Below are 15,033 nucleotides of genomic sequence, written 5' to 3' on the forward strand. Positions count from 1 at the left end.
GGCAAAGGGGACGGTTATCGATGGGTTTGACACGGGAACGGGAACAGGCAGCCGGAAAAATTATGGTTGCGCTCGATTATGCGGACGCAGCTTCTGCCGAGCGCTTATTGAATGAGCTGGAAGGTATTCCTTGTTATATGAAGGTGGGCATGCAGCTCTTTTATGCTGCGGGGCCTGCTTTCATAGCAGGACTTAAGGAGCGGGGCTACCGTGTATTCCTTGATGTGAAAATGCATGATATTCCGAACACGGTCAAAGGCGGCTCAGGCAGCGTAACCCGGCTCGGCGTCGACATGTTCAATGTCCATGCTGCAGGCGGTAGCGCGATGCTGGAAGCGGCGGTCGAAGGCATGGAAGCTGCGCTTGCTGCGGGACAAGCAAAGCCTAGTATCATTGCAGTGACTCAGCTAACCAGCACCAATCAAACGACGCTCAATGAGCAAATTGGCATTGCTGGGACGGTTGAGCAGGCTGTTCTGCGTTATGCAGAGCTTGCCCGCGCTGCAGGTCTGAATGGCGTAGTGGCATCCCCTGCTGAAGTGCAGGCCATTAAGCAGGCATGCGGCGCTTCCTTCCAGACGGTGACGCCAGGCATTCGCCCGAAAGATGCCGATATAGGCGACCAATCGCGCATTATGACACCAGCAGAAGCGTTAAAGCAAGGAACGGATTATATGGTTATTGGACGGCCGATTACGGCTGCCGCTAATTCAAGAGTAGTATTAGAAGCGATTATTGAGGAGCTGATTTAAGATGAGCCAAGTTAAACTATCGGAATTGCCTAAAACAATTGCTGCCAGCCTGCTCGAAATCGGAGCAGTAGCCCTTAGCCCAAATGAGCCATTTACATGGACTTCAGGTCTCAAGTCGCCGATCTATTGCGACAATCGTCTAACGATGTCTTATCCGGCTATTCGCGAGCTCGTTGCTGATGGCTTCGCTGCTGTCATTCGCGAGCGTTATCCAGATGTGGAGGTCATCGCGGGCACCTCGACAGCCGGTATTCCCCACGCGGCTTGGGTGGCGCATAAGCTTGGACTGCCGATGGCTTATATTCGCGATAAAGCGAAGGGGCATGGCAAGCAGAACCAAATTGAAGGCCGCATAGAGCCTGGGCAAAAGGTTGTCGTCATTGAAGATTTGATTTCAACAGGAGGCAGCTCGCTTAAAGCAGGGCTTGCCGTTCGCGAGGCAGGTGCCGAGGTACTGGCGGTACTCGCGATTTTCACCTACCAGTTCGAGCAGGCGACTTCGGCATTTGCCGAGGCGAATATGCCGCTTGAAACGTTGTCCAATTACTCTGAGCTTATTGAAGCAGCCGTAGAGCTTGGCAAGGTGCAAAGCGATGATATGCTGAAGCTGAAAGCATGGCGCGAAGATCCGCAAGCGTTTGGCAAATAAAGTGAGTTGCGCTCCAGTCTTTCCGATCCGGAAGGGCTGGAGTTTTTTTGAAATATAAGCATTTATAAGGATTACACTTATCATGGGCTTATTTCGACGCGAAACGATAGCTCAGCCGCCAGAGGATGGCTTCGGCCGTTCGCGCTTGTCATTATTTAAGCTTTAGTAAAAATTTTGAATTCGTCGGATTTTGTTGTAACTTTTTGCTGTAATCGTTCGTCTAACACGTTAAGATGAGAATTATGAAGGTTTTTTAATTGAGCAGCCTGATTGTCATCCTAGGGCGCTCTGCTTAAGAGGAGGTATAGAAATCAGCTATGATGTTTAGCAAGAAAAAAAAGGATGAGCAACCGTCGCAAGAGCCCGATTTAGTGAAGGAAGAAAAGCAGGGTCTGAAGCCAGAGAAAGAAGTACATAATGAAAAACTGCTTTCCGTTGTGAATGTTGAACGGGTATTTCAGGCTGGCGGCGCGCCGCTGCGTGTGCTCAAAGGCATTAATATGGAGCTCCGGCAAAATCAGCTCGTTATGCTTCGCGGTCGTTCCGGCTCGGGGAAGACGACGCTGTTGAACTGTTTGGGCGGACTGGATACACCAACTGAAGGTGAAATTTGGTTTAACGGCAGGCCCTTTCATAAGCTGAGCGATGATAAGCGTACCCTTGTCAGGCGCAAGGAAATGGGCTTTATTTTTCAGGCGTTCGCTTTGATGCCGCTGCTGTCTGCGAAGGAAAATGTCGAGCTATCGCTAAGGATGGCTGGCGTTCCGCGTGGAACGTGGAAGGAGCGGGTGGATCACTGCTTGGAACTGGTTGGCCTGGAGAAAAGGATGAACCATCGTCCCTTTGAGCTGTCGGGCGGCGAGCAGCAGCGCGTAGCTATAGCGAAGGCGATTGCGCACAAGCCAATGTTGCTGCTGGCGGATGAGCCGACAGCAGAGCTGGATTCAAACATGGCGGCTCAAATTATGAGTGTTTTTAAAACGATTATTCGCACGGAACAAGTTACGATTTGTATGACGACACATGATCCTACTATTATGGAGGTTGCCGACCATGTCTATGAAATGGTTGACGGGAAGTTTATTTAAACGTCCCGCAATAATAAGTCTTGCTGCAATCATGTTAATAACTAGCGGCTGCTCCTTGCTGCCTGCTGAAGAAGAAGAGGAAGTATTGCCTTCCATTGCACCGCCCCAAATTTCCAAGAAGCCAGAGTATGAGGTAACAACAGATACGTTGGAGACGAAGGTTAACGTAATCGGCAAGCTGATTTCATCCCGCGAGGAGCCTATCTTTTTCACCCTTGACGGTAAAAACCTGAAAGAGCTGAACATTAAGGTCGGCGATAAAGTGTCCGCGGGTCAAGTGATTGGCCAGCTTGATGTCGATGAACTAACCAAGAAGCTGCGCATGGATAAGCTGGCTTTCCGCAAGGAAGAGACGGCGATGAAGGAAGCGCTGAGAACGCGCGATGAGATGGACCCGGTAGAATTTGAAGAAAGATCGATTTTATTTGAAGAGAAGAAGCAGGCACTGGTCGATCAGGAGGCTGACATTGCGAAGGCTACGCTGACAGCGCCGATTAGTGGAACGGTTGTTTCACTCAATGTCGAGAAGGGTGCAGCGATTAAAGCGTACAGCACAATTGCGGTTATAGCCGATACGACGACGCTTATTCCGGCAGCGAAGCTGACCAAGGATGAAATAGCCAAAATCGTCGTAGGCATGCCGATTGTAGCGGAAATCAGCAATAGCGGCAAATTCAAAGGCACGGTGAAAATGATGCCGATGACCAATACGGATTCCTCTAGTGGTGGCAATAACGGAGGCAACGGTGGCACAGGCACCGGAAATAATACGGATAAAGAGCGGCCGGAAGATTTTATGCAGGTGGAAATTAAAAATTTGCCCAAAAACTTGACTCGCGGTACCCCGCTTTCAATTAGCATTATTACGAAGCGCAAGGAAAATGTCATTGTAATCCCGCCATCTACACTGCGTTCGATTGGATCGCGTACCTACGTGCAGGTTATTGATGCAGACGGCAAACGTGAAGTGGACGTTGAGGTTGGACAGCAAACGGCGACACAAATTGAGATTTTGAAAGGCTTGGAGCCGGGACAGAAAGTTGTAGGTCGATAGCCGATGGGAATACCTCTACTGCGATTTTTGTTCCGCAAAATGTGGAACACCCGTTGGCTGACGTTAAGCGCCTTGGCGGGTCTGACGATTGCGGTTGCTTTTGCAACCAGCATCCCGATGTATGCGGATGGGGCACTCAAGCGCGTAGTCGCGGCTTCGCTCAAAGAAAAGAGCACCGGCTTGCCGGCAGGCTCGCTGCTGATGCGGTATCAGTCGCCAGGCGGCCAGACAACCGATCTTTCAGCTTTGACTGAAGTTGACCGATATATTAAAGAGGATGTACCGAATGAAATCGGGTTTGCCTATCAGAACTTTGTTCGCAGCTTGTCGCTTCGCGGCGCCGATGTCGTGCCGGAAGATCCGACCAAGGTGGATGCGAGCCGTACCCGTCAGATGACACTGATGTCCATGACGGAGCTGGAAGGCAAAACCGAAATAATGCAAGGACGCTGGTTTACCGACAAGGTAGATAAAGACGGCGTGATGGAAGCGGTCATGCTTGAAGAAGCGATGTACCGCAATGATATTCATATTGGGGATGTATTCGAATACCCGATCTACAGCGGGCTGAATTTGACGCTGCGCGTCAAAATCGTCGGAGCTGTCAAGCCGCTGAATGACACCGATCCATACTGGTATCAAGGGCTTGAAGGACTGATGAATACGCTCCAAATTCACGAGAACGTATTTTTGAAGACGCTGCTGGAGCAGCAAAAGATTCCGCTTAACAATGCAAGCTGGTATTATGCTTTCGATTTGTCGCAAGTGCAGACGAGTCAGCTTTCGCCGCTGGGTAGAACGCTGGATCGCTTGAATATTGAGCTGTATCAGCGCTTGACCGACACGAAGGTGGAAATTTCATTTGCTGATACGCTCATTGAGTTCAAGCGGCAGAGCTTGCAGCTTCAGACGCTGCTGTTCACGCTGGCAGCTCCGATGCTTGCGATGGTGTTTTATTTTATCGCGATGAATGCCCGGCAGTCTCTCGACAAGCAGCGTAGCGACATCGCGGTACTTCGCAGCCGCGGCGCAGGCACGAGGCAAATCATTTGGATTTATTTGCTCGAGGGCTTGCTGCTTGGGGCAATCGCACTGGTCATCGGCCCGTTCCTCGGCTGGTTTATGGCGAAAAGCATCGGCTCGGCCAACGGCTTCCTGTCCTTCGTCAATCGGACGTCGATCCCGGTCGGCTTTTCGACTGAGGCGATGATTGCCGGCGTAGCTGCCGTCGTGCTGGCACTGCTCTCGACGATTATTCCGGCGATTATTTATGCCAGATCATCGATTGTAAGCTACAAGAGGGATTTGGCGCGTTCGGACCGCAGTCCGTTTTGGCAGCGCTGGTTCATTGATGTTTTGCTGCTTGGCGCAGCCGGATATGGCTGGTATATGTTCAATCAGCGCCAAATGCTGACCTTCCAGACGGGACTTACGACGGATCAGCTTAATGTGCAGCCGTTTCTATTTTTCGTACCAGCTTTATCGATTTTTGCAATGGGGCTGTTTTTCCTGCGGTTGTTCCCGTGGCTGCTGAAGGTGTTTAACTGGCTGGGCCGGAAGTTTTTGCCCGTTCCGCTTTATTTAACACTTACCCAGCTGTCGCGTTCTTCCAAAGGTTATTACCCTTTGATGATTTTGCTCGTACTGACACTCGGGCTCGGTGTATATAACGCATCTGCTGCCCGTACGATTGATTTGAACTCGACGGAGCGTACGCTGTATAAATTCGGCACGGACGTCGTCATTAAAACGAATTGGGACGGAACGCCAGAGGTCAAATATACCGGAGGCAGCAATGGAAACGGCGGCGGCAATGGCGGCAGCGGTGGAAATGGCTCCGGCGGCAACGGAGGCGGTTCGTCAGGCGGCTCTGGTGGTGGAACGGGCGGCGGCTCCGGCGGCGGTGGGGGCGGAGCGCAACAGCCTGTGCCAACGCGCATTTTGTACAGTGAACCGCCTTTTGAGCTGTTCCGCAAAATGGAGGGCGTTGAAGCTGCTGCACGCGTGCTGCAAACGAAAGGAAACATCGTCGTTTCAGGACGCTCTATTGGTCAGGGGACGGTAATGGGGATTGACAATGTCGATTTCTCCAAAGTAGCTTGGTTCCGCAGTGACCTGTTTCCAACACATCCGTTTACGTATTTGAACTATTTGGGCATGTATGAGCATGCGGCGCTTATTCCAACCGGAGTTGCGGAGAAGTACCAGCTTAAGCCGGGAGATACGATGTCGGTTGGCTTTACCGAAGGCAAGCTGGATTTTGTAGTCGTTGGCATCCTGCCGTATTGGCCGACGCAATATCCGGATCAATCGCCGTTCGTCATTACGAATCTGGATTACATTTATGATCAACTTCCGATTATGCCTTATGAGGTATGGCTCAAAATGAAGGATGGTGCGAAAGTTGCGCCGATCTTGGAAGAGCTGCAAAAACAGGGCATTGAAGTCGCTACCGTCAAGGACGTGCGCAATGAACTGATAATCCAGTCCAAGCTTCCGACCCGAGGCGGCGTATTCGGAATTCTCAGTCTCGGCTTCCTGGTATCGGTCATCGTCACTTTGACCGGGTACGTGCTGTATTGGTTCTTTAATCTTTCAGGGCGGGTCGTGCAATTCGGTGTTTTGCGGGCGATGGGTCTGTCACGCAGGCAGCTTACGGGCATGCTCATGCTGGAGCAGCTGTTTACAGCGGGACTTTCCATCGGGCTAGGCGTCATGATTGGCAAGCTGACGAGTCTATTGTTCCTGCCATTTCTGCAGACAGCCGAAAATGCGACAGAAACGGTACCGCCGTTCCGCGTCGTCTTCGAAGCGAAGGACACGAACCAGCTGTTTATCGTCGTCGCTTTCATGATGATTACTGGAGCACTGCTGCTCTTCCTGCATATTCGCAGGCTTCGGGTACATCAGGCGGTTAAAATGGGAGAGGAGCGCTAACAGCTATGATCGATTGCGAAGGCTTAGTCAAAATTTACAAAACGGATGATCTCGAGGTTGTTGCGCTGCAAGGTCTTAACCTTAAAGTAAACCCGGGCGAGCTGATGGCGATTATCGGGAACAGCGGAAGCGGGAAGTCGACGCTGCTCAATATTTTGGGCGGCCTCGACCATCCGTCTGCTGGCCAAGTCAGAGTCGGGCCGTGGGATTTGCTGAAAATCACCCCGGACGATCTCGTGAAATACAAGCGGGAAACGGTCGGTTTTATATGGCAAAATAATGCCCGCAACCTGCTGCCGTATTTAACGGCGCTGGAAAATGTCGAAATGCCAATGATGCTTTCGGGCAAGGTCGACCGCGCCTATGCCAAACAGCTGCTGGAATGGGTAGGGCTCAAAGAGCGAATGAACAATAAGCTCCATCAATTATCCGGCGGGGAGCAGCAGCGGGTCGCGATCGCCATTTCCTTGTGCAATCGTCCGCAGCTGCTGCTGGCGGATGAGCCGACGGGATCGGTCGATACGGCAACGTCGGATCTGATTATGAATATTTTTCGCAAGCTGAACCGTGAAATTGGCATTACGATTGTCATTGTTACTCATGATCTTTCACTCGCGGGCAAAGTGGACCGTGTTGTTGCAATCCGCGACGGCTTGACTAGTACCGAGTTCATTAAGCGCAATCCCAATATGAATACGGTTGGGGGTGAGGAAGAGTATTCAGGCAAAGGGCTTCAGGCTGTGCATGAGGCTTATGTCGTCGTAGACCGGGTGGGAAGACTTCAAGTGCCGAAGGAATATTTAACTGCATTAGGCATAACAGATAAAGCGACAATGGAGTTTAATGGTGAGCGAATCGTCATTTCGCCGCCTAAATCATTAGGGGGGTAATATAGGATGGAGAAACGGTTGTCTAATAGAAAAATGATTAAAAAGTGGGTTGTTGTCCCTGCGACACTGATGGTGGCGACATCGATTTTGGCGGCTTGCAGCGGCGGTGCGCAAAGTACAGCAGAGAAGCATGTACTTCGTATTGGTGTATTGTATGGCGGAGCAGATAATGAGCCTTATTTCCGTTCCCAATATACCGATACGTATGAAATGATGCATCCAGAGGTGGATTTTGAAATCGTAAACGCAATTGACTACTCGGATATGCGCTACCAAACTCCTGATGAGAATGGTAATATCGATCAACCAGATCCGTATGCGAAAATGAAAGAGATGCTGACTGGCGATAATCCCGTCGATGTCGTGGTATTGGATTACAGCATGCTGCGCCGCCTCGTGCAGGATAATCTGCTGAAGCAGCTTGATCCATTGATCAGCCAAAGCAAATTCGACTTGACTGATTATGTGCCGACTGTCATTGATGGCATTAAATCTGCAGGTGACAACAACATATATGCGCTGACGCCAACGTTCAGTTCATCGGCTCTTTTTTACAATAAAAAGCTATTTGAAGAATCTGGCGTAGAGCCTCCTACTGATAATATGACCTGGAAGGACGTAATGGACAAAGCTCGTCTTGTGAGCAAGGGAGAGGGCGCTGACCGTAAATATGGCATGACCTTCAGCCGTTGGAGCGGCGGTGATCCCAACTCCGATATCCAAACCTACAGCTCGGCCCTTCAACTGAAAATGTGGGATGATAAGGGCGAGAAAATGCTGGTCAACACGCCGCAATGGGAAAATGTATGGACGACGGTATCCGGCTTGTACAGAGACGATGTTGTGCCGGATCAAGAGGATATTAATAAAATCAATGAAGCGGCAAATAAGGAATCTGCCGACGGCAACTACGTTTATAACCCAATGCAAGGCGATTTGTTTGCTAGTGGCAAAGTTGCAATGACGATTTCGGATTACAATTATGTGAATGAGCTGGGCAACATGATGAACAATGCATCTAAAATTAAAGATTTTGAGTCCTTTGATTGGGATGTTGTGAGCTATCCGACGCATGAGGAAGCTCCAGGCATCGGCGGCGCCATTTACTTCAGCCAGTTGATGGGAATTAACAACAACGCTCAAAACTCCGAGGATGCTTGGAAATTTATTCAATTTACCAACAGCAAGGAATGGGCGGAAATGAAATCCCGCAGCACGTATGAGCTTGTGGCGCGCAAGGAGTTCCTGAAGCCTAAAAACGGCATGAATTACAATATTAATGCCTTTACTTCACTTAAACCGATTCCGCCGCAAAGCGTCGATACAGAGAAGCTGTACCGCGAAAAGCAAGGTATTTGGGATGCACAATATGCCTCTAATGATTTGTTCCAGAAAGTCGTTAAAGGCGATATAACGGTGAAGGAAGCATTAGCCGAGTGGGAAACGAAAGGTAATGCTATATTGGAGAAGATTAAAAAACAGCCGGCCAAAACGGATTCGTCGAAGCCAGCTGCGGGCGGCACGGATGATGCCAGCACTATGCCTGTAGAGGAAGAAGTTGAAGTAGTACCAGCAGGATAAAAAAGAACGTCCCGTAAGAAGCCCGAAATGGCTTTGTACGGGGCGTTTGTTTTTAAAGGTGTAAATTGTCGATGGATTACTGTATTTAGCCTTTTTTGGGTATTCTAATGAGTGAGGAGGGATACCAATGAGGTGGATCTATTGGGTTCGATTATATGAGACAAAATTTCAGGCTGGCTGCCTTGTGCGGAGAATGGAAAATGACTGGTGGATCTATGGCTACGAGTGTCCGCAGGAGGTCGAGGTTTTTCGCTCTAAACGGGGACGATACGGCGTGAGATATTTGATTTAATTCAAAAGATTAAAAAAATGAAGAAAAGTGCTTGACTTCACTATCTCATATATTGTATATTAATTCATGTCGCCATTTCAAATTGATGCGTTGTACGAATGGAATATATAGCCGCTTTCTATTAAATCGTCTTACTAGACGTTTTATGAGGGCCCTTAGCTCAGTTGGTTAGAGCGGTCGGCTCATAACCGATTGGTCGGGGGTTCGAGTCCCTCAGGGCCCACCATTGTACTCCTCAATCTATTATGCCGGGGTGGCGGAATTGGCAGACGCACAGGACTTAAAATCCTGCGGTAGGTGACTACCGTACCGGTTCGATCCCGGTCCTCGGCATACAGAAAACACCTTGAGAAATCAAGGTGTTTGTTATGTAAGTACTTGTATTAAAATTAAGAGTCCTGTGTGTTTTAACTAAGTACACAGGATTAATTAAAAGCTGATAATACCTCCTTTGCAGTATCTGACTAAATCAGATGCGGTCGAAGGAGGTTTTTTCGTTGGCAATGCGATTGAATAAGTTGAAAAAAGCGGCACCCGCGACTATGGATGAAGCTTTCACACAGTTTATTAATTGGAAGAAAGCGAACAATCTGAGTGAGCAAACTATTCTTGATTATACAACGCACTACAACCTATTAATTAAACGGTTCCCTAGTGCAATAGAATCTTATGAAGAACTCGAAAAGTCTGTATATGAACATTTGGGGCAAGAAAATATTAAACCAGCAACGTATAACAATCGTTTGGTTTATTTACGTACCTTTTTCAAATGGTGTGTAGAACATGAGGTACTATCTGACAACCCTTTGAATGGATTTAAGAAGCGTAAAGATGAAGGTAGAATAGTCCATATTGATGAGAAAGTATTGATAGATTTACTCCAATTGCCTGATCAAAAAACTTATGCAGGATTGCGTGATTACGTTCTACTACTGATCTTCTTAGATACTGGAATACGTCCAAAAGAAGCTTTTAGTTTGTGTGAGTCTGATTACAATAGTCGTGCTTGCGAACTTACAGTGGATTCAGAGAAGGCAAAAACAAGAATGACAAGAACGCTTCATATATTACCGCAAACAGCAAAAGCAATTGATGAGCTGCTGTCTATAAGACCTGATGAGTGGAAAAATAAATCACCACTCTTCTGCACAAATGAAGGTAAACCATTAAATAGGCATACTTGGGGTGACAGGATTGAAATGTATTGTAAGAAGCTTGGGACTCGATTTCATCCGTATGCTCTTCGCCATGCATTTTCAATAATGTTTCTGCGTGGTAAAGGAAATGCGTTTGCTCTCCAAATGATGCTGGGACATGTAGATATGACTATGACAAAACGATATGTAAGGCTAACTAACAGTGACATTAAAGAGCAGCATTCAACAGCTTCCCCAATTAATAGAATCCTTCCTCAAAAGAAACGCTTAAGGAAAATTGATGGGAAGTGAGGGTGAAGTTATGAATCACTTTGTTAGAATAGTTGTTGATGATGAGGCTATTTCAAATGTGCACTTAAAACTTGCAAGAAGGTATTGCTTATTAACGTCCTATGGAGTTGGTTGCGTATCATGAGTGAGGGGTTCCAGGAATATGAGCAATTGGTTCATGATGAAGATAAATTGGCTTTGAGATTAGAGACATATCAAGAAGCAATTTCAGAATTGTTAATGCTGATTCATAAACGAGCTAGCAATGGACTAGATATTCAGACTATAGAAGAAATCATTATGAATATCCACTCAGTAGAACTCGTCATTCACACTCAATTATTAAAAGTTAAGTTTGAAAAGAGTATCTTATCAAATGAAATCAGTAAAAGATAAAAAGCAAAAGATGCAGTGGTTTATGCTGTGAATTTTATAAGCGTATTGTTTTAATAATTGCAAAGCTTATAAAAAATTCGAATAGATAGTAAAAATAGACTTGGAGCATTACGTTTCTAAAATTGGATGGGAAAGGTTAATCAGTAATGATGTTAAGAAGCGTTCAAACATGGTTGGGAGCTTTTCTGCCAGTCTGAACGTATAAATATTATCTGATTAACAGAACTGCTTAAAATAGTGTTGGAGGGCTTTAATGAAAAGTTTCTGGTACTAATGAAATATGAAGATTTATTGGAGCCTTACTGCTATTTGCGGTAAGGCTCTTTCTTTAGAGTTGGGATGGATTTAACGTTTCATGTTGCTAGTTCAAAATAACTTACACTGTAAGTCTAAGGCAATTGATTTGCGAAGCTTCCAAGGCGTAGCCGCCAGATTGGAGAGCTTCGCTCGACAAGAGATATTAAAAGAATATTAAAAGATATTAAAAGAATATTATATCCCAATTTGGGGGCAAAATATCACGCTGCAAGAGGGGGCTGGAGACGAAAAACGGGCAAAATATCATCGGAGCCTCACTCGAAAAATCCCCTCAAACCCTTGCTGCATATAGCTTAGTCTAATATTGGCTGTTATATCCCAAAATGGGGGCAAAATATCACGCGAGAGACCATACCCTAATCCCAAAAAACGGGCAAAATATCAAGGGGACAAGAAGACTATATAAACAGACGAACTCCTACTGAGTTCAAGCGATTTATGGTATTTTGTTTTACAAAAATAATTTTCCAAATTTTAACTAATGATCTTACTCTGTAACCTGCACTACTCAATTCTACTCCAATACCATCTGAGAACGCGTCACATATGGTTGTACGCTTGCATAGACGTTTGGACAGGGAAATGTTGGTCAGCCAGTTTGAGAGGCGTGAAGTGATACTGGAATGGCTTATCGTGGTCTATTATTTTAATTATTAAAGCCTCAGAATCCTGACCTTCCCTTGTTCAAGTGATGGAAGTAGCCCTACCATTGGTCGTGGTATTAGGGGCTAATTTTTCTTTCTGATAATTAAGAACAGTTGTTCTCTGTTGGGTGATGAATTTACGTTGTATGATAATCGCAAGTTGATGATATAACTTGTGAGCATGAAATCATATGGAGGATGAAAAATGCAAATTACCATAGCAGATGATTGCCAAATGTACATATACTTCAAGGACAAATCAAAGCACCAACATGAAGGCTCGTTACCCGATGTTAAATGTAACTTACTGTATGACTCTTTGGGTAATTTAATCGGAATGAGAATTTTGAGTCGACGTTCTGATAATGGTCAGGATATTTTGTTACCAGAAGTAGGAGAAGTCGAGTTTCCGTTGCACAATGCTAAAGTTACGCAAAGCGACAGTGAAATTCTGATCTTATTTGATGCCGAATCTCAGATTCATAAAGAAGTGTCAATTGAATGCATACTTGACCTGAGCGCCGCTGGTATTACAGGTATAGAACCGATGCCATACACCAATATAGGCGGAAAAGAAATTATAAAGCCATTTATCATAAGGGATACTCAGTGATGAATCTTACAAATCATAGTGAAACAAGCAAAAACTATACTGACCTATACGGTGAAGGATACACATCAAAAATACTGGAATTAGAGAGGGCGATTAACTCTAAGATTAATGAACCACTGCATTTTAAGGTATTTGGCTTTGAGGCTGGCTTGGGTAAGAGCAGAGAGACAAATAGAATTATTAATGAAAGCTTGGATGACTGGAACAATTCGAACAAGTTTCTAATTGTAAAGCCATTTAGGAAAGATGTAATTGATACAGTTAAATACTTCAAGCATTGGAACATGGGTATGAATCCTAATGTTTTAGGGATAACTTCTGAAAATTCTCGAAAGTGGGAAGAGAATTGTGAACGTCTACGGCATATTAGAGTAATCATTGTTACCCATCAACGATATAAAAATTTGTGCTTAAATGACGAACTGCGAGATGCCTATTCAAAGGATAGGAATGTGTTAATTATTGACGAAAAAATCAATTTCCCTATCTTCACGTTCTCGAAAACTGTATACGATGAAGTTAGGAGTATTCTTGGTATATCTATTCAAGGTGATCTTGATAAAGTATGTGATAAGTTATTACGTGAAATACAAAAACATTCTAGGGAAAAGCATCAAACAAGATGCATCCGCTGTGAAATGAAAATAAATCCACGAACACTTGAAAACTTCATGAGATTAATGGAAGTTAATATCAAGACTATACCTAACCTGAGTCATCGAAGTATTGTCGAGAATTTCATTGAAGGACTGGTACTTTGGTACAGCAATAAGTGTATTTACAATAGTGGGAATATTTCTACCAGTAATCCAATGCACAGTCTGTGGGGACTTGAGAATAATATTATTCTCGATGCTGGAGCAGTAATAGATGGCGTATACAAAGTTGCCAATAATAGATTCACTCTATTAGGACAAAACAGAATAGTTGACCATAGCAAGAGTTTATTTCACATTGTTGATTTCAATAGTAGCAAGGAGAAAATTAAACAAAATAAAAATGAATACTTTCCAGAAATCAGCGAGAGAATTAAACAGCATCATGAGATAAATGACAAGACTTTAATAATTTGTCATAAGGAAAGTGCAACTACTGTACAATTCGAGTTGTTAAAGCTTGGTGTAACATCTATTGGTGTTGGCGATAATTATACAAATGAAGAGTACGCAATAAACTGGTTCAATAACTTAGTTGGAAAAAACCAATATTCTGACTTCACCAAGTGCTGGATTATAGGAACTCCTAATCTTTCATATGAAAAATATCCAATTCAATATATGCAATATGCTGAGAATGGTATTGGGAAGAGATCGTTAGACATTATTAAAGGAAGATTCGTAAATTCTGAACTTTACCTTGTTCAAGTGGGTTTTATTGCCGCAGAGTTATATCAAAGCATAAAGCGCATACAACGAAATTCCAAACCTCAAGGAGAGTTTTTTCTTGTAAATAGCGACTCTGCAATCATATCCGCTGTAATTGGTCAAATAAAGGGAATAGGTAAAGGGCAAGCAATAAAGCTTGATTTTACGAGCAACGGAAATACGACAAAAGAAGCAGATAACGTAGATAAATTTGTTGAATATATTACTGCTAAAGAAAAGGGGAGATATGAGAAGAAGCAAATAATGTCTGACTTAAAAGTATCTAATTTTTCTCGAATAGCAAAGGACGAAAGAGTCATAGATTTAATCCAGACCAGCAAAATAAGAATACACAATAAACATGTTGAAGTCCTATAAGCACATTTCACCTTCTTCGCATGTCATCACCCTATCTTATTATATAGAGAGCGTGATGACTATAATAATTGTTGTTGGAATTTACATTTGTTTATTGGACTGAGAAACGGAAAAGTTAGGGTATAGTTTGGATAAAGTCTGTGATATGCGAAAGTAGTGGGGGTGCTGAAACCAACTATTTGAGATTTTTGTTCACTGCGTTCCAAAAACTCAAATACCTGTCGCACCACCCCCGAGTGCGTAAGCGCACTCTCCCCCTCACGACATTTTTGAAATTTGAATTAGACTGTCCTGCTTCACGCCGTCTGTTATCTTAGCGATAGTTTATTTCAACAAAAACGCCAGTTTTCATAAAGCTTTCTGTCGTAAAAACGATGAATTTAAAAATTGAAAAATTCATTTACACAATGGAACAACTCAGTACATCGTAAACCATGATCTACTCAGAAGTTTAGAATAAAATTGTAAGGAAAATTCTTGTTTTACAAGTGTTATAACCCAAATAGGCGATTGAATGTTCTCTATTTGCTGTTGAACGGCTATTATATTATCAAAATACATATAGTAGTTATTGGAGTGAAGAATGCTCGAGAGGGTGACCGAGCATGAAGAAGAAAGATGAAATGAAACAAATTATGGAACGGTTTGAT

Annotated in this window: 12 protein-coding genes and 2 tRNA genes; all 14 read left to right on the top strand. The window is 44.7% G+C overall.

Annotated elements, in window-relative coordinates:
• The first annotated feature begins 20 nt into the window (after nt 1-20).
• The 14 genes from pyrF (at nt 21) to ABEW34_RS01330 (ending at nt 14,383) form a co-directional block, all read left to right on the top strand.
• Complete coding sequence (gene pyrF / locus ABEW34_RS01265) at nt 21-752, top strand: orotidine-5'-phosphate decarboxylase (RefSeq protein WP_430154160.1); 732 nt, start codon at nt 21-23, stop codon at nt 750-752.
• 1 nt (nt 753) lies between these two features.
• Nucleotides 754-1,401: an orotate phosphoribosyltransferase gene (gene pyrE, locus ABEW34_RS01270; RefSeq protein WP_430154161.1), complete on the top strand. Its 648-nt coding sequence runs from the start codon at nt 754-756 to the stop codon at nt 1,399-1,401.
• A 317-nt stretch (nt 1,402-1,718) separates the two neighbouring features.
• Nucleotides 1,719-2,489 (top strand): ABC transporter ATP-binding protein, encoded by a 771-nt coding sequence (locus ABEW34_RS01275; protein WP_430154163.1) that lies wholly within the window; start codon nt 1,719-1,721, stop codon nt 2,487-2,489.
• Nucleotides 2,455-3,543 (top strand): efflux RND transporter periplasmic adaptor subunit, encoded by a 1,089-nt coding sequence (locus tag ABEW34_RS01280; protein WP_430154165.1) that lies wholly within the window; start codon nt 2,455-2,457, stop codon nt 3,541-3,543. Before ABEW34_RS01275 ends, ABEW34_RS01280 begins: the two co-directional genes overlap by 35 nt.
• A gap of 3 nt (nt 3,544-3,546) precedes the next feature.
• Entirely contained in the window at nt 3,547-6,480 is a 2,934-nt protein-coding gene (locus tag ABEW34_RS01285; RefSeq protein ID WP_430154167.1) for an ABC transporter permease, read from the top strand.
• A gap of 5 nt (nt 6,481-6,485) precedes the next feature.
• Entirely contained in the window at nt 6,486-7,370 is an 885-nt protein-coding gene (locus ABEW34_RS01290) for an ABC transporter ATP-binding protein (protein WP_430154169.1), read from the top strand.
• Between the two features lie 6 nt (nt 7,371-7,376).
• Complete coding sequence (locus tag ABEW34_RS01295) at nt 7,377-8,951, top strand: ABC transporter substrate-binding protein (RefSeq protein WP_430154171.1); 1,575 nt, start codon at nt 7,377-7,379, stop codon at nt 8,949-8,951.
• Between the two features lie 127 nt (nt 8,952-9,078).
• Nucleotides 9,079-9,243 (top strand): hypothetical protein, encoded by a 165-nt coding sequence (locus ABEW34_RS01300; RefSeq protein ID WP_430154173.1) that lies wholly within the window; start codon nt 9,079-9,081, stop codon nt 9,241-9,243.
• 149 nt (nt 9,244-9,392) lie between these two features.
• Nucleotides 9,393-9,469 (top strand) — tRNA-Ile (locus ABEW34_RS01305).
• Between the two features lie 21 nt (nt 9,470-9,490).
• Nucleotides 9,491-9,576 (top strand) — tRNA-Leu (locus tag ABEW34_RS01310).
• A 170-nt stretch (nt 9,577-9,746) separates the two neighbouring features.
• On the top strand, nt 9,747-10,691 hold the full coding sequence (locus ABEW34_RS01315) for a tyrosine-type recombinase/integrase (protein WP_430154585.1): 945 nt from the start codon (nt 9,747-9,749) through the stop codon (nt 10,689-10,691).
• 120 nt (nt 10,692-10,811) lie between these two features.
• On the top strand, nt 10,812-11,066 hold the full coding sequence (locus ABEW34_RS01320) for a hypothetical protein (RefSeq protein ID WP_430154175.1): 255 nt from the start codon (nt 10,812-10,814) through the stop codon (nt 11,064-11,066).
• Nucleotides 11,067-12,233: 1,167 nt separating this feature from the next.
• Nucleotides 12,234-12,641, top strand: a complete 408-nt coding sequence (locus tag ABEW34_RS01325) for a hypothetical protein (protein ID WP_430154177.1) — start codon at nt 12,234-12,236, stop codon at nt 12,639-12,641.
• Complete coding sequence (locus ABEW34_RS01330; protein ID WP_430154178.1) at nt 12,641-14,383, top strand: hypothetical protein; 1,743 nt, start codon at nt 12,641-12,643, stop codon at nt 14,381-14,383. Before ABEW34_RS01325 ends, ABEW34_RS01330 begins: the two co-directional genes overlap by 1 nt.
• Nucleotides 14,384-15,033: the final 650 nt, after the last annotated feature.

Source organism: Paenibacillus algorifonticola (assembly GCF_050481745.1).
Taxonomy (GTDB): domain Bacteria; phylum Bacillota; class Bacilli; order Paenibacillales; family Paenibacillaceae; genus Pristimantibacillus; species Pristimantibacillus algorifonticola_A.